The organism is Cellulomonas fimi (assembly GCF_028583725.1).
Taxonomy (GTDB): domain Bacteria; phylum Actinomycetota; class Actinomycetes; order Actinomycetales; family Cellulomonadaceae; genus Cellulomonas; species Cellulomonas fimi_B.
Map to the genome: position 1 here is coordinate 442100 of NZ_CP110680.1, position 15200 is coordinate 457299.

The 15200-nt window shown below is 74.6% G+C and carries 17 protein-coding genes and 1 tRNA gene; 8 read left to right on the top strand and 10 right to left on the bottom strand.

What is annotated here, in order from left to right; all coding sequences use genetic code 11:
• The first annotated feature begins 7 nt into the window (after positions 1-7).
• Positions 8-97, top strand: a tRNA-Ser gene (locus OOT42_RS02015).
• Positions 98-167: 70 nt separating this feature from the next.
• On the opposite strand, the gene OOT42_RS02020 is transcribed toward OOT42_RS02015, so the two are convergent.
• The 4 genes from OOT42_RS02020 to OOT42_RS02035 form a co-directional block, all read right to left on the bottom strand.
• On the bottom strand, positions 168-704 hold the full coding sequence (locus OOT42_RS02020; RefSeq protein ID WP_273653299.1) for a hypothetical protein: 537 nt from the start codon (positions 702-704) through the stop codon (positions 168-170).
• Positions 701-2692, bottom strand: coding sequence for a DUF6571 family protein (locus OOT42_RS02025; protein WP_273653300.1), 1992 nt, complete (start codon positions 2690-2692; stop codon positions 701-703). Before OOT42_RS02025 ends, OOT42_RS02020 begins: the two co-directional genes overlap by 4 nt.
• On the bottom strand, positions 2692-3054 hold the full coding sequence (locus tag OOT42_RS02030) for a hypothetical protein (protein WP_273653301.1): 363 nt from the start codon (positions 3052-3054) through the stop codon (positions 2692-2694). Before OOT42_RS02030 ends, OOT42_RS02025 begins: the two co-directional genes overlap by 1 nt.
• 104 nt (positions 3055-3158) lie before the next feature.
• On the bottom strand, positions 3159-4091 hold the full coding sequence (locus tag OOT42_RS02035) for a LacI family DNA-binding transcriptional regulator (RefSeq protein ID WP_423775951.1): 933 nt from the start codon (positions 4089-4091) through the stop codon (positions 3159-3161).
• 195 nt (positions 4092-4286) lie between these two features.
• Between OOT42_RS02035 and OOT42_RS02040 the strand changes: the two genes are divergently transcribed.
• Positions 4287-5612, top strand: a complete 1326-nt coding sequence (locus tag OOT42_RS02040; protein WP_273653303.1) for an MFS transporter — start codon at positions 4287-4289, stop codon at positions 5610-5612.
• Between the two features lie 55 nt (positions 5613-5667).
• Positions 5668-7926 (top strand): beta-glucosidase BglX, encoded by a 2259-nt coding sequence (gene bglX, locus OOT42_RS02045; RefSeq protein ID WP_273653304.1) that lies wholly within the window; start codon positions 5668-5670, stop codon positions 7924-7926.
• 90 nt (positions 7927-8016) lie between these two features.
• Here bglX and OOT42_RS02050 read toward each other — a convergent pair whose 3' ends face one another.
• Positions 8017-8451: a universal stress protein gene (locus OOT42_RS02050; protein WP_273653305.1), complete on the bottom strand. Its 435-nt coding sequence runs from the start codon at positions 8449-8451 to the stop codon at positions 8017-8019.
• A gap of 155 nt (positions 8452-8606) precedes the next feature.
• A complete protein-coding gene (locus tag OOT42_RS02055) occupies positions 8607-9158 on the bottom strand; it encodes an AAA family ATPase (RefSeq protein WP_273653306.1) in 552 nt (183 codons plus the stop codon).
• 193 nt (positions 9159-9351) lie between these two features.
• Between OOT42_RS02055 and OOT42_RS20280 the strand changes: the two genes are divergently transcribed.
• The 4 genes from OOT42_RS20280 to OOT42_RS02070 all read left to right on the top strand — a co-directional run bounded on the left by OOT42_RS20280 (position 9352) and on the right by OOT42_RS02070 (position 11187).
• Positions 9352-9543 carry a DUF2510 domain-containing protein gene (locus OOT42_RS20280; RefSeq protein ID WP_423775952.1) on the top strand — a complete coding sequence of 64 codons (192 nt, stop codon included), beginning with the start codon at positions 9352-9354 and terminating at the stop codon, positions 9541-9543.
• Positions 9544-9593: 50 nt separating this feature from the next.
• Entirely contained in the window at positions 9594-10214 is a 621-nt protein-coding gene (locus OOT42_RS02060) for a dihydrofolate reductase family protein (RefSeq protein WP_273653307.1), read from the top strand.
• Positions 10215-10253: 39 nt separating this feature from the next.
• On the top strand, positions 10254-10769 hold the full coding sequence (locus tag OOT42_RS02065; protein ID WP_273653308.1) for a DUF2510 domain-containing protein: 516 nt from the start codon (positions 10254-10256) through the stop codon (positions 10767-10769).
• Positions 10770-10848: 79 nt separating this feature from the next.
• On the top strand, positions 10849-11187 hold the full coding sequence (locus OOT42_RS02070) for a cupin (protein ID WP_273653309.1): 339 nt from the start codon (positions 10849-10851) through the stop codon (positions 11185-11187).
• A 10-nt stretch (positions 11188-11197) separates the two neighbouring features.
• On the opposite strand, the gene OOT42_RS02075 is transcribed toward OOT42_RS02070, so the two are convergent.
• Entirely contained in the window at positions 11198-11917 is a 720-nt protein-coding gene (locus OOT42_RS02075; protein WP_273653310.1) for a FadR/GntR family transcriptional regulator, read from the bottom strand.
• A gap of 211 nt (positions 11918-12128) precedes the next feature.
• Here OOT42_RS02075 and OOT42_RS02080 point away from each other — a divergent pair, with 211 nt between their 5' ends.
• Entirely contained in the window at positions 12129-12698 is a 570-nt protein-coding gene (locus tag OOT42_RS02080) for an SRPBCC family protein (protein ID WP_273653311.1), read from the top strand.
• Here the strand turns inward: OOT42_RS02080 and OOT42_RS02085 are convergent.
• The 3 genes from OOT42_RS02085 to OOT42_RS02095 are packed head-to-tail and all read right to left on the bottom strand — an operon-like array spanning position 12673 to position 15150.
• Positions 12673-13407 (bottom strand): phosphatase PAP2 family protein, encoded by a 735-nt coding sequence (locus OOT42_RS02085; RefSeq protein ID WP_273653312.1) that lies wholly within the window; start codon positions 13405-13407, stop codon positions 12673-12675. The two genes, OOT42_RS02080 and OOT42_RS02085, sit on opposite strands and share 26 nt — an antisense overlap.
• A complete protein-coding gene (locus tag OOT42_RS02090) occupies positions 13408-14211 on the bottom strand; it encodes a phosphatase PAP2 family protein (RefSeq protein WP_273653313.1) in 804 nt (267 codons plus the stop codon).
• A gap of 51 nt (positions 14212-14262) precedes the next feature.
• Positions 14263-15150, bottom strand: coding sequence for a L,D-transpeptidase (locus tag OOT42_RS02095; protein ID WP_273653314.1), 888 nt, complete (start codon positions 15148-15150; stop codon positions 14263-14265).
• Positions 15151-15200: the final 50 nt, after the last annotated feature.

A 15200-nucleotide genomic window follows, 5' to 3' on the forward strand; every position in this document is an offset into this window, starting at 1 on the left:
TCCGCGAGGTAGCGTGTCCGAGCGGCCTAAGGAGCACGCCTCGAAAGCGTGTGTGGGTGAAAGTCCACCGTGGGTTCAAATCCCACCGCTACCGCCAGTCGAAGGGTCCCACCCGCAGCAGCATGCGGATGTGGGGCCCTTCGTCGTTCCCGGCACATGCTGAGCGCTCAGTCGGGGAGAGCGGGGACCTCTTCCCCTTCGCACGCCCACGGCAGCATCGAGACGAGCAGGTTCGAGACGTCGGTCAGCCCGTCGCGCCCGTCGACCGGTCCGACGAGCCCGACCCTCAGGATGTTGTCCCCGCACTGCCACGTCGCGACGCTCGAGCCTTCGGCGTGCTCGGCCCAGCCTTCCCCGTCGGCATCGGCGGAGATCGGCACGGCACCGCGACCTGTCCGCACGTCCTGCGGGCTCGGGCCGCTGCCCGGGCCGCCGTAGGTGACCATCAGTCGCGCGTCGTCGCCGCGCTCGGCAAAGCACTGGAAGGTCGCGTGGCCCAGCCCGGGTTCCCAGGAGTTGGTCGTCTCGACCTCGGCCGGGCCGCCGAGGGCGAGCTCGACGCCGGTCTGCGGGACCCCGGGGCAGATCCAGGGGGCTTCGGCGAGCGTGGGTACGGGCGAGTCGTCCGGGGTGCTGCATCCGGCCAGCAGAGCCAGCAGGGCCAGCGCGCCGGCGCCCGTCAGGGCCGCACGGGTGTTCCTCACTGGGCCGACCTCGTCCCGGAGGCGAACTCCGCGTTCATGTCCGGCAGGATCGCTGTCGCGCGTTCACCGGTGTCACCGGACTTCATCCACGCCACGAAGGCGTCGCGCACCTCCGGGTCGGAGGCCCTGTCGGCGTCGAACGCCCCGCCGGTGAACCACGGGTAGGTCTGGTCGTCGTTGTCGCGCATCGCGTCGTCGGGCAGCAGGCCGCGTTCGGCCATCGCCATGACCATCGCCATCTGCACGTCGAGCAGCGCGACCTGCTCGACCGTGTGGCGTGCTCCGCTGACCCGGGCCTCGTTCTCGGTCCAGGACGAGGTGACCGCCTCGATGCCCGCGGACTTGGCCTGGTCGGCCAAGAAGGAGGTGACGGCACCGCCGGTGGGGATGAGGTCGATGAGGTCGGTCGCGGCGCCGAGGAACGCCTGGACGTGCGCGTCGGTCTCGGCGGCCTGGGCGGTCAGGCCGAGGGTCATGGAGCGCACGATGAATCCTTGCAGGGCGGCGGACTGGTTCGCGGCGGCCTGCGCCGCGCCGAAGTCGTCGCCCGCGGCCCAGGCGTCCACTCCGGCGGCCATGCGGGCGGCGTTGAAGGCCGCGGTGGCTTCGCCGAGGGTGCTCGCGGCGGCGGGGTCGGTCATCACGTCGCGGAGGACGGTCCGCAGGTGGACGTCGGCGAACACGGCTGAGGGGGGCAGGTCCACGTCCCACACGGCGTTGCTGGGTGGCTCGGCGCTGCTCTGCGCGCGACCGATCGCGACCTGGTTGATGTCGACGACGTACGCGGCGAGCAGGTGTCCGAGGCTGTCCTTGCCGGCGTCGCCGAAGCTCCCGGCGTCGGCCAGGGCGCGGACCGTCGCGGTCGCGACCGCAGCGGCGTCCGCGGCCCGCGGGTGGCCGTAGGTGTGCAGGGCGGTGGCGGCGACGTCGAGCGCGCGGCCGGCGGTGTCGCCGTCGTCGGCGTACCAGGACCGGCGCACGACGTGCTCGACGCGTGCGGTGGTCGCGGGTCCGCCGCCGTCGGGGTTGAAGAACGTGAGGGTGGCCTGCGGGTCGCGCGCGAGCTGCCCGAGCGCGCTGACCAGCGGGTCGTAGCGGGGCTGGTCCTCGGTGCCGAGCCGCCAGTCGAGCACGCCGGGCTGCTCGATCCAGTGGTTCTCGGTCTCGGTGCGTTCGAGCTCGACCAGCCCGGACGCCACGTCGACGAGGAACGTCCCGTCGTAGCGGCCGTGGCCGAGGACCTGGGCCAGCGCCCACCCTTCGCCGGTGTGCCCGGCGGCGGCTTCGACGAGGCCGTCGGCGTAGTCGCGGGGGAAGGCGTCGGTCGCCGAGTACACGCCCAGGCCGCGTCCGAGGGCGGCGACGACGTCGTCCTGCAGGATCCGCAGGTGCTCGACCGTCGAGGTGCCCTCCCGCCAGAGGCCGTCGTCGTCGAACGAGGACCGCGCGTCGCGCTCGTAGGCGGCCAGCAGGTCCTTGAGGACGATCGGCACCTCCAAGGTGCCGCGGGGGCCGAGCGTGTCGAAGAGCCCCTGCATGACCTGCGCGTCCTGGCTGTAGGTGCCCAGCAGCGCCGCGAGCCGGTCGAGCTGCTCGACGTCGCTGCGGTCGACGCGCTGGGAGTACGGGTCCAGTCCGGTCAGGCGTGTCGCGAGCTGCCCGCCGAGCAGCCGGCGGACCTCCTCGATCGAGTCGCCGTTCGGCATCGACAGGGTGACGACGCCGCTCGTCGACCCGTGCAGCGACCGGCCGGCCTCGGCCTGGTCGGCGAGCTCCATGAGATCCACGCGGGCGCGCAGGTCGCCGCGCAGCCGCACGATCGTGTCCAGGTTCCGGTCGAGCTCGAGCGCCGTGCGCGAGGGGGACAGCTGCGCGCGTCGCGTCGCCTGCTCCACCCGGGGCCACCCGCCCCGGGCGCGGCGGGTGAACATCTCGAGCTCGGACAGTGCCTCGCGCAGCACGCCGAGGTCCATCGACGCGAGGCCCATCACACCGCCCGGGAGCGGGCCGACAGGGACGCCTGCTCGGTCTTCCACCGCAGGTGCGGCTGCGCCTCCACGTCGATCTGCACCGGCTCGTCGTCGCGCCTCGCGTCCGCGTCGTCACGCAGCCCGACGACGGCCCCGCGCCACGCCAGACCCGCCTCGGCGAGGTCGGCGAGGAAAGCCGCGCGTGCCGTGCTGCCGGACGCCGTCCACGCGTCCGCGATCATCGCCGCGACGCCTGCCACGGGGTTGCCGGGCCCCGCTCCCGCGTCGTGCAGGAGGTCGTCCGCCTGTGCGCACACGTCGCCGAGCGCGCGGCGGTAGACGTTCGTGCGCAGGTCGCCGGCCGTGCCGGTCACGCTCACGAGCACACCCCCTGTCCGGATGATCCGCATCGGACCGTACCGGAACCGCACCACCGCTCGCGGGCGGTGTCGACCCCCTCGACTCGTTCGGGTGAGCCCGTCCGTCAGGCGGACTCGCGGACCACGAGGGTGATGGCCTCGGAGCGGGGCGGGCGCGGGGGCGTCCCGCCGGCGAGGCGTCGCAGGACGGCGGCGGTGAGGTAGTCCATGACCGCGTCGGCGTTCTGGCGGACGGTCGTCAGGGGTGGGTGCGCGAAGGGGGCCAGGGGGGTGTCGTCGACGCCGATGATCGCGAGGTCCGTGGGGGCGGTCAGTCCCAGTGCCCGCATGCCGGCGAGGAGCGCGAAGGCCATGTCGTCGTTGTACGCGCACACGGCCGTCACCGCGGGGGACTCGGCACGCCAGGCGGCGACGGCGTCGGCCGCACCGGCGACGTCCATCGGCACGACGCGCGTCGACGGCTCGGACAGCCCGAGCTCGAAGGCGGCGGTGCGGACGCCGTCGAGGCGCAGGTCGCGGAAGACGGCGACGCGGGGGTCGTCGGGCAGGCCGTAGCCGATGTGCCGGTGGCCGGTGGCGGCGAGGTGCTGGAGCTGGGTCGCGCCGATCAGCGTGTGCGAGACGGTGAGGACGCCCTGGACCGAGCGCCGCGGGCGGACGAGGGCGCTCACGACGGGGATGCCGGCGTCCTCCATGGCGCGCTGCTCGGTGTCGTCGAGCCCGTCGAGGCTGACGACGGCGGCGGGCGCGACGGTCCGCCACAGCCCGGACAGCGCCGAACCGCCCGTGGTCCGACGCACGAACAGCGACAACCCGTGCGCCTGGAGGCGCTCCGTCAGGCCCTCGACCAGGCCGACGACGGCGGGGCCGATCGGCCAGTCGGGGAGCAGGAACAGCACGACGTCGGAACGACCGGTCCGGAGTGCGCGCGCAGCGCCGTGCGGCGTGTACCCCAGGCGTTCGATCGCCTCCTGCACGCGTTCGCGGGTGTGCGCCGGGATCGTCTGACCTGGGGTGTTGTTCAGGACGTAGCTCACGGTGGCCTGCGAGACGCCGGCTTCCCGGGCGACATCCGTCGCCGTGACGCGGCGACGTGCGGTTCCGTCTGCTGCCGACGCGCGTCTTGACGGGGCCATGCGGGGAACTTTAACGTATCAGCGGCACTGATACGTAAAAGTGGGTCGAATCACCGGCCCGCCACCCACAGTCCCCCTCCTCCTCCGGAGTCCCCCATGGCCACGAACCCCTACGGCACCACGCCGACCACGACGGCCGCCGCGGTCGCCTACGACGTGCTCGAGCCCCGCGAGCGTCACTGGTTCAGCGAGCCGACCCGCAAGGTCGGCCCGCGCTTCACGATCGCGCTCTTCGTCGCGCAGCTCGTCTTCTTCGTCGCACTCCTCGGCCCGGCCATCGTCGGCATCGCGGTCAAGGTCGACTCGATCGTCCCCGAGGCCCAGCGGACCTCCGCGGTCGCGCTCGTCGCCGGGTTCGGCGCGGCGGCGGCGTTCGTCGCGAACGTGCTGTTCGGCCGCCTGTCCGACCGGACGACGTCCCGCTGGGGTCGACGCCGGCCCTGGATCGTCGGCGGCACCGTCGTCATGACGCTGGCCTTCGTGATCATGGCGCTCGGCACGAACGTCGCGACGGTCACCCTCGGCTGGTTCCTCGCGCAGATCGGCGCCAACGCGACGCTCGCACCGTTCGTCGCGACGCTCGCCGACCAGGTGCCGAAGGTGCAGCGCGGCAAGATCGCCGCGGCGCTCGGCATGGCGCAGAACATCGGCATCTACGGCGGCACGCTCGTCGCGCAGTTCTTCCAGGACGACCTGCTCATCATGTTCGTCGGGCCCGCGGTCCTCGCGATCGTCGCGATGGGCGTCTACGCGTGGGTGCTGCCCGACCAGGTGCTGCCCGGCACGCCCGAGCGCATGTCGCTGCGCGAGTGGGTCACGACGTTCTGGGTGAACCCGCGCCGGCACCCCGACTTCGCGCTCGCGTGGTGGTCCCGGTTCCTCATCGTGCTCGCGACGTTCATGTTCACGACGTTCCGGCTGTTCTACATGCAGGACCGGATCGGGCTCGACGCGGGCGACGCCGTCGCGGCCGTGTCGACGGGCGTGCTCATCTACACGCTCGTGCTCGTCGCGGTCTCGCCCGTCGCGGGCTGGATCTCCGACCGGACTGGCCGCCGCAAGGTGTTCGTCGCGGGGTCCACGCTCATCTTCGCGATCGGCACGCTCATGCTCACGCAGGCCGGCACCGTCGGGCAGTTCTACGCCGTCGAGGCGATCCTCGGCCTGGCGTACGGGATCTACGTCGGCGTCGACCTCGCGCTGGTCGTCGACGTGCTGCCCAACCCCGACGACTCCGGCAAGGACCTCGGCGTCTTCAACATGGCCAACGCGATCCCGCAGACGCTCGCGCCCGCGCTCGGCGGTGTGCTGCTCGCGGTCAACAGCGCCGTGAACCAGAACTACGACCTGCTGCTGTGGGTCGCCGGCATCGCGAGCGTCATCGGCGCGCTCGTCATCATCCCGATCAGGAAGGTCCGCTGAGCGCCGCGGCCACCCCCGCCACGCCCGGAACCCGAACACCCCAGGAAGGACCGACATGACCGTCACCGACACCACCCGCGCCACCGACGAGAGCGCGATCCGCGCCCGCGTCGACGAGCTCCTCGCCGACATGACGATCGAGGAGAAGGCCGGCCAGCTCACCCAGTACTTCGCGTTCGACCTGCCCGAGGGCGAGGCGGCCGTGAGCGACCTGCCGCAGAAGCCCGGCGAGGTCGACGACGCGCTCGCGTGCGGTGGCGCCGGCTCGCTGCTGTTCGTCAACGAGGCCGCCCGCACCAACCGGCTCCAGCGGCAGGCCGTCGAGGGCTCCCGCCACGGGATCCCGGCGTTGTTCGGGTACGACGTGATCCACGGGCTGCGCACGATCCTGCCCGTGCCGATCGCGCTCGCTGCGTCGTGGGACCCGGACACGATCGAGCGCGGCCAGGCCGTCGCGGCGCGCGAGGCCCGCGCGGTCGGCATCCACTGGACGTTCGCGCCGATGGTCGACATCGCGCGCGACCCGCGCTGGGGCCGCATCGTCGAGGGCGCGGGCGAGGACCCGTACCTCGGATCGGCGGTCGCGGCGGCGCAGGTGCGCGGGTTCCAGGGCGAGTGCCTCGGCACGCCCGAGCGCGTCGTCGCCGGTCCGAAGCACTTCGCCGGGTACGGCGCCGCGATCGGCGGGCGCGACTACGACGAGGTCGACCTGTCGGACCAGCAGCTCCGCAACGTGTACCTGCCGCCGTTCAAGGCCGCGGTCGACGCGGGCGCGGGCAACATCATGACCGCGTACATGCCGCTCAACGGCGTCCCCGCGACGGCGAACGAGTGGCTGCTCAAGAACGTGCTGCGCGACGAGTGGGGCTTCGACGGCTTCCTCGTGAGCGACGCGAACGCGGTGCGCAACCTCACGACGCACGGCTACGCGGCCGACCTCGCCGACGCCGCCGCGCGCGCCGCGTCGGTCGGGCTCGACCTGGAGATGGCCATCTCCGACCCGGCGTACGCGCACCTCCCGCAGGCCGTCGCGGACGGTCGCGTCAGCATCGAGGCCGTCGACGCGTGCGTGCGCCGCATCCTCGAGGTCAAGCTGCGGCTCGGCCTGTTCGACGACCCGTTCGTCGACGAGGACCGCGCGCGCGAGGTGCTCGCCGACCCTGCGCACCGCCAGGTCGCCCGCGAGGCCGCGCAGCGCTCGGCCGTCCTGCTGCGCAACGAGGGCCACCTGCTGCCGCTCCAGGCGGACGCGCTCAGCTCGGTCGCCGTCGTCGGCCCGCTCGCCGACTCGAAGCGCGACACGCTCGGCCCGTGGGTCTTCGACTACGACCTCGACGAGACGGTCACGGTCCTCGACGGGCTGCGCGCGCGGCTCGGCGACACCGCCGACGTCCGGTACGCGCCGGGCGTCCGCCCCGCGCAGCGCACCTTCCCGTCGATGTTCGAGATGTTCCCCGGCAACGCGACGCCCGACCCGGAGAACTTCGACGACGAGGCCGAGCTCGCGCGCGCCGTCGAGGTGGCGCGCAGCAGCGACGTCGCCGTCGTCGTGGTCGGCGAGTGGCAGGGGATGATCGGCGAGGCCGCGTCGCGGTCGTCGCTCGAGCTCCCGGGACGCCAGCTCGAGCTGCTCCAGGCCGTCGCCGCGACCGGCACGCCCGTCGTGCTGCTCGTCATGAACGGCCGCCCGCTCGACCTGCGCTGGGCCGCCGAGAACGTGCCGGCGATCCTCGACGTCTGGTACCCCGGCACGCAGGGCGGGACGGCGGTCGCGGACCTGCTGCTCGGCGACGTCGCCCCCGGCGGCAAGCTGCCGTTCTCGTGGCCGCGGACCGTGGGCCAGGTGCCGATGATCTACTCGCACACGACGTCGTTCGAGCCGCAGAACCAGGGTCGCCGCTACTGGGACGAGGAGAGCACGCCGCTGTTCCCGTTCGGCTTCGGGCTCGGCTACGGCGAGTTCGCCTACGACGACCTGCGCCTGGACACCGAGACGCTGCCGCGCGACGGGCGTCTGACCGCCTCCGTGACGGTCACCAACACCGGCGCGCACGACGGCGACGAGGTCGTGCAGCTCTACCTGCACCAGCGTCACGGCCGCGCCGCGCGACCCGTCCGGGAGCTCAAGGGCTTCCGCCGCGTGCACCTCGCCGCGGGGGAGTCGCAGACGGTGACGTTCGAGGTCGGGCCCGACGAGCTGCGCTACTGGAGCGCCGCCGCGCGCGACTGGGTCGTCGACGTCACGACGTTCGACGTCGGCATCGGCGGCGACAGCACCGTGCCGCTGACGGCGTCGTTCACCACGACGGCCTGACACCACCGCGCCCGACACGACGGACCCCCGCACGCCGACCCGGTGTGCGGGGGTGCCGCGCTGCGGGGCCGCGCCGGTCCCGGTCCGCCGTCATCCGGTGGTGCCGCGCGCGGCGCCCGCCTTCCAGTCGACGACCTGCACGGGCACCACGAGCACCGGGCGGTGCTGGTGGTGCGAGAGGTGCACGGCGACGGAGCCCTCGACGAGCTCCCGCACCCGGGCGCCGGGGCCGGGCGCGCGCGTGCCGACGACGAACCCGGCGGCGTCGACGGCGCGGGCCAGGTGCGTGAGGGAGCGGTCGACGCGTCCCGCGAGGTAGCGGAAGTGCCAGGGGACGTCGGCGCCGGCGAGCGTCCGGGCGAGGGCCGCCTCGATCGCACGGGACCGGTCCCGCCACGAGTCGTCGACGCCGTCGGGGTCGATCGCCTCGTGCTCGACGGTGCCGTCGGGGTGCTCCTCGCCCGGGTAGCGGGAGCCGTCGACGTACGCGAGTAGAGCGCCGACGCGCGGGCCGACCGCGCCCACTCGAGCGCGGTGAGCACGACGAGCGGGGGCTGGTCGGGCACGACGCCCACGACGAGCGGGTGGCCGGCGAGCGGCACCATGCGCGACGGGCCGGGTTGCGGGACGTCGTGGGCTCGCATCGCGACCTCGTCTCCGGTGACGGACCTCTCGCGAGACTACCGGCGGGGTCCGTGCACCGACGGCGGCCAGCGGTGCCGCCGCCACGCGTCCCACGTCGCGAACCCGGGCGGCGGGTCGTCGACGGGTGCGCTGCCGTCGAGCTCGTCGGGCGTCGGCACGTCGATCGCGGCGGCCCACGCGGCGAGCTCGTCGTCGGACATGTGCCACGTCGTGTGCGGCTCCTCCGCGTGGCGGCGGTCGAGCCGTCGACGCTGCTCGTCGGGTGCCAGCGCGAGGTAGCGCAGCTCGACGACGGCGCCCCGGTCGGCGGCCGCCTGCCGCAGCGCGGACCGCTCGTCGCGTGACCAGAGGCCGAAGTCGAGGACGACGTCGGTGCCGAGCTCGAGGGCGCGCAGCGCGATCTCGACGAGCCGGCCTTCGATGACGGCGGTCGCGCCCCGGGGGTTGTCGTGGCCGTAGAGGGCCTTGACCCACTCGTCCTTCGTCAGGCGGAGCGCGTGCCGCTCGACCTCGATGCGTCGCGCCTCGGTCGTCTTGCCCGTGCCGGGCAGCCCGACGGTGAGGTAGAGGGTCGGTCGGGTCGTCATCGTCCTCCTCGGGGCCGCGTCGTCATCCTCCCCGACGCGCGCCCCGCGGGCAGCCCTCGGGAAGAGCTCCGACCTCCGGTCGACGCCCGGGACGGTCGCGCGTCGAGGGACCAAGGCCCCGCCGCCGTCGGCGGTCTCCCGGCACGCGGCCGCGCCCGCTCAAGTCGGGCCCGTGCGTGCCGATGCTGGAGACGTGGCCAGAAGGAAGATCCCCGCGGGCTGGTACCCCGACACGCGTCGGCGTGGGCAGCACCGGTGGTTCGACGGGCGGGAGTGGACCGAGCACACGATGCCGACGTCGGCCGTGCCCGGTCCTCCGCCGCCTGGTCCTCGCCCTGGTCGCACGCGCCGTGGGGTCGTCGCGGGCCCGCCGTCCGTGGTCTGATCGTCCGGGCGGTCGCGCGTCCGGGCGCGGCCCCGACCCCGGAGGACGCCATGGCGACGCTCGTCTCGACCCTGTTCATCTCGCTCGACGGTGTCGCGGAGATCGACCCCGCGTGGCACTTCCCGTACTTCGACGAGCGGATGGGGCAGGCGGTCGGCGAGGACTACGAGGACGTCGACGTGCTGCTGCTCGGACGCGTCACGTACGACAGCTTCGCGGGGGCGTGGCCCGACCGGGAGGCCGCGGGCGGTGACGACGCGCCGTTCGCGGCGACGCTCGGGGACACCCGGAAGGTCGTCGCGACGCGCGGTGACCAGGACCTCGGCTGGCGCAACGTCGAGAAGGTCGACGGGGACCTCGTCGCGGCGGTGACCGCGCTCAAGGCGGACCCGGCCGTCGGCAAGATCCTCGTCCCCGGCTCGCTGTCGGTGGTCCGGCAGCTCCTCGCGGCCGGGCTCCTCGACGAGCTCCGCCTGCTCGTGCACCCGGTCGCCGCACGCAGCGGGGAGCGGCTGTTCGACGAGGGCGAGCCGATCTACCCGCTGCGGCTGCTCGCGTCGGAGGCCCTGCCGACGGGTGTCGTGCGGCTGATCTACGCGCCCGCCGAGCTGCCGGGCACCGCCGGGTACGAGGACGTCGTCGACAAGGTGCCGGGCGCGGGCCAGGACTGACCGCTCAAGTCGGGCCGTCCGGACGCCGACGACCCGGGCATGAGCCAGCACGCCCCCGGGTGGTACGCCGACGGTGCGACGCCCGGCGTCCTGCGCTGGTTCGACGGCGCCGCCTGGACCGAGCACACGACCCCGCAGCCGCCGCCCGCACCCGCGGTGCCCGCGACCGGTTACGGCGCGCCCGCCTACGCCGGCGGCGGCTTCGGGGCGCCGACCTACTCCGGCGGCGGCTTCGGGGCACCGACCTCCGCGGGCGCCGCGTACGCCTACGCCGCGGCGCCGGTCACCACCGACGAGCACGGTCCCCGGAACGCGATGCACTGGCTCGTGCCCGTCGGCCGCTCGTGGCAGTCGATCCTCGCGGGCTACCTCGGGCTGCTCGCGCTCGGGATGTGGGTGCTCGGGCCCTTCGCGATCGGCGTGGGCGGGTGGGCACTGGTCCGGGCCCGCTCGGGCGGGCACGGCAGCGGTCGCGGGGTCTTCGGCGTCGTCGGCGGTCTCCTCGGCACCGCGGCGATGATCTGGTTCGTGGCGTCGGGGGCGATGAACGGCTGACGCGGCGCGCCGTGCGTCGGCGGGCGGGCGGGCGGCGTGGTTCCTACGATCAAGCCGACCGCTCGCGAAGGAGACCGGCGTGATCGACCTGACAGCCCTGGCGGACCGGCACCTCGAGAGTGCCCGTACCGACCCGCACGGCCGCAGCGCGGAGCTCGTCGCGCACGACGGCGAGCTGCGGCAGACCGTCCTCGCGCTCACCGCGGGCTCGCGGCTGGGCGAGCACAACTCCCCGGCGGCGGCGACGCTGCAGGTCCTGCGCGGGCGCGTGCGCGTCGAGTCGGCGGACGTGCAGGCGGAGCCCGCGGCCGGCGAGCTGTGGGTGCTGACCCACGAGCGGCACGCGGTCGTCGCGCTGGAGGACAGCGTCTTCCTGCTGACGACGGTGACCGGCGTGGACCGCGGCACCTACGCCTGACGCCGGCGCGTCACAGCAGCGACGCCGCGTACTCCTCGGCGCTCAGCAGGTGCGCGGCCATGTGGATCCGCGCGCGGTCGACGTCCCGCGCCTCGAGCGCCGCGAGGATCGCCCGGTGCTCGGCCTGCGCGGTCCGCACCGCGCCGTCCTCCCGGATCGCGCGCCACAGTCGGGTGCGCGCGGTGCTGCCCGCGAGCGAGTCGAGCAGGCCGGCGAGGACGGGGTTGCCCGACGCGCGGTGGATGACGTCGTGGAACCGCAGGTCGGCGTCGATGATCGTCGTCAGGTCGTGGTCGGGGTCGTCCAGCAGCGCGTCGACCGAGTCGAGGAGCGCGCGCAGCTCGGCGAGCGTCGCGTCGTCGATCTCGACCGCCGCACGCCCGACGCCCTCGACCTCCAGCACGCGCCGGACCCGGGCCAGGTGCACCGCGTCGTCGCGTCCGGGCAGGTCGGCGAGGAAGCCGACGGGTTCGAGCAGACGGCCCGCGTCGAGCGACGTGACGTAGGTGCCGTCGCCGCGCCGGGTGCCGAGGACGCCGAGCAGGACGAGCGCGCGGACCCCCTCGCGCAACGGGCCGCGGGAGACGCCGAGCCGCGCGGCGAGGACCTTCTCGACGGGCAGCCGGGAGCCCGGTCCGAGCTCGCCGGACAGGATCATCTGCTTGATGCCCTCGATGACGACGTCCGTCTGGGAGGCCGTCGGGTGGGGCGCCGGGCCGCGCGCAGGCACCGAGCCATCGTAGTGAGGGCCCGTCGGCGGGCGCCGTCACCCGTGGGGGCGAGGGGCGCGAGGGCACTCGTCCGGCGCAACGGCGCGCCGCGCTGAGAGCCCGCTGAGCCGCGGGTGCGGCCGCACCCCGACCCGCCCTAGCGTCGGCGGCAGGTCGCGGGGACACGTGGCGCAGGCGGTGCCACGACGCCCGGCCGGTCAGGGGGCGGCGATGAGCGTGGCGGAGGTCTGGGGCGCGCGTCCCGACGAGGTGGCCCGCCGGTACGCGTGCGACGACGAGGCCGCCGACCACCCGGTGCGGCTCGTGCGGGCGGTCGCCGTGCCCGCGCCGCGCGACGTCGCGTTCGGGTGGCTGTGCCAGCTGCGGCTCGCGCCGTACAGCTACGACCTCCTCGACAACGGCGGCCGGCGCAGCCCGCGGTCCCGCACCGTCGACCCGTCGGAGCTGACCCCGGGCACGGCGATGATGCGGATCTTCGCGCTCACGTCCGTCGAGCCGGGGGCCCACCTCACGATGCGGATCGTCGACCGGCGCGCGCTCGCGCTGTTCGGGCCGGTGACCGTGACGTACGCGGTGCACGACGACGGGCCGGGCCGGTCGCGCTACGTCGCCGTCCTGCGCATCGGCTCGCGACGGCAGGGTCGGCTGGTCCGGGCCGGTCGCGCGCTGCTCGCGTGGGGCGACCTCGTGATGATGCGCAAGCAGCTCCTGACGCTGGCCGCGCTCGCGGGCCGGGAGGCGCGGCAGGCGCCCGTCAGGCCCGCGAGCGACCCGCGCTGACCGCGTCGCCCGCTGACCGCCCGGGTCGCACGTCACGCCGCAGGTAGCCCCACGCGAGGACCGCGCACGCGACGCCGTTGACGAACCCCATGGCCACGTCGGTGAGCGAGTGCATGCCCCGGTACATCCGACCGACCCCCACGGCGAACGGCACGAGCACGCACAGGATCGTCGCGACCCACCGCAGCACGGGGTTGCCGATCCGCTGGCACAGCGCGGCGAGCGTCAGGTAGAACGCGGTCGCGGCACCCGTGTGGCCGCTCGGGTACGACGACGTCGGCGGGGAGACGTCGAGCTGCTCGACCTCGGGCCGGGTGCGGCCGACGACCAGCGCGGACGTGAGGAAGACGATCGCCTGCAGCGACACCGCGAGGCCCGGCACGACCGCGAACCACCACTGCTTGGTGCGCCACCAGATCAGCCCGATCGCGAGCGCGCACGCGCCGATGATGAACTCGGTCTGGCCGATCCCGGACAGCACCGTGGTGAGCGTGTTCAGCGCGTCGGTGCGGCGGCTGACGAACCACTCGTTGACGCCCGCCTCGGACGGCAGGTTGCCGAGCGGCCCGACGATCAGCAGGCCGACGCCGACGATCAGTAGCCACAGCCCGACGGCCGGCAGCAGCGCGCGGCGGGACAGGTCGTGCCAGAACTGGCGGGACGTCGGGGCCGACGTGTCCAGCTCGTAGCGGTGCAGGAACTCGTGCACTCAGGGCTCCTCACGGGGGACGGGCGTCCCGGCGGTGCGCCGGGCGGCGGGGGACGGGGTGGCCGGCGTGACGTCGTCGTCGCGTCGGGCCGGCTCGGGCACGGCGTCGCCGCCGTGCGGCACGTCGGGGACGTCCGCGGGCGGCGGGGTGTCGGCGCCCCAGCCGCGGTAGCCGACGTAGGACGCACCCGCGATGGCGACGCCCAGGAGGATCCCGGCGACGACGTCGGACGGGTAGTGCACACCGAGCATCACCCGGTCGGCCGCGGTGACGACGACCGCGAGCCCCGCGACCGCGGGCACCACGACGCGTCCGACGCGGCCGAGCAGGGGCCAGACGAGCAGGGTGAGCGTGACGGCCACGACGGCGGTGTTGGTCGCGTGGCCGGACGGGAAGCTGGACCCGGGCGCGTGCTCGACGGCGTCCTCGACGACGGGCCGGGCGCGCTGCACGAGTCCCTTCGCGGCGAGCTGGAGGACCCACCCGGCGAGCAGCGTGCCGACCGCCCACAGCGCGCGCGTGCCGAGCCGGTGCCGCCGCCACACCCACAGGCACACCAGCGCCCCGGCCGCGTTGACGAACACCGCGCGGAACGCCTCCTGCCACACGACGAGTGCCGTGCGCAGCGTCGGGTCGGCGCGCGTGACGTCGGTCGCGGCGGCGATCACGGCCTCGTCGAACCGCACGACGGCGGTCACCTGGGCGCGCACCAGGAACGCGAGCACGACCACGGGCAGCGCGACGACGGCACCCAGCGTCGCGGCGCGCACGAGGGCGCGGCGGCGGACGGTGGTGGCGCGCATGCGGTGAGGGTAGGTGCGCGGACGCGCGCGCGCCCGGCGAGACGGTGGGGGTCAGCCGACGGTGGTCACGACGGTGCCCGCGGGCGCCTGCCAGAGCACGTCGAGCACGTCGTCGGTCACCCGCACGCACCCGTTCGACACGGCCCCGCGACCGCGCAGGGTCGTCGTGTGGATCGCGGTGACCGCCGTGCCCGTGGGCTTGTCGTAGTGGTCGATCGTCTCGCTCTGGGTCGAGAGCGGCAGGACGCGCGGGGTCGTCGTGCCGGGCTCCGACCAGCGCAGGCCGAGCAGGAACGCCAGGCCGTGCGGGGTCGGTGTCGCGGGTGCACCCGTGGCGACGACGGGGAACGTGCGCACCGACGTGCCGTCGTCGACGGTGAGCGTCTGGGCGGCGACGTCGACGACGACCGACCAGTCGGTGCCCGCGGGCATGAGGTCGTCCGCGCGGACCCACCCCGTGCGCCCGTTGACCTGCGCGCGGTCGTCGCGCGGGAGCGCCCCCCTCGTCGCGAGCAGCACGCGGACCCAGCCGGGGGACTCGTCGACGACGGGCAGGACGTTCGCGGCGCCGAGCACGTCGGTCGGCAGCACGCCGACGGCCGGCCCGCCGACGCTCGCGTGGACCGCCGTGGGCTCCGACACGACGACCGTGCGCCAACGCCCCAGTGACGGGTCGTCGTTCTCGAGCGGCGTGAGCCCCTCGCTGCCGGGCAGGCCGGGCACCACGTGCAGCACGTCGACCACGGGCAGCGTCGTGAGGTCGACGGGTGCCGGGGGTGGGGGCGCGGCGACCTTGGCGACGGCGACCGGTGCGGCGAGCACGACGGGCTGCGGTGCGGTGGCGGCGCCCGCGTCGGCGCACCCCGTCAGGCCCACGACCAGCGCGACCACGGCGGCCGCACCGGCCGCGCGGCGGCTGTCGGCGACGGGCGTGCGCACGGGGACCTCCGGGACGGGGAGATCCCATCGTCCGCCAGACGCGGCCCCCG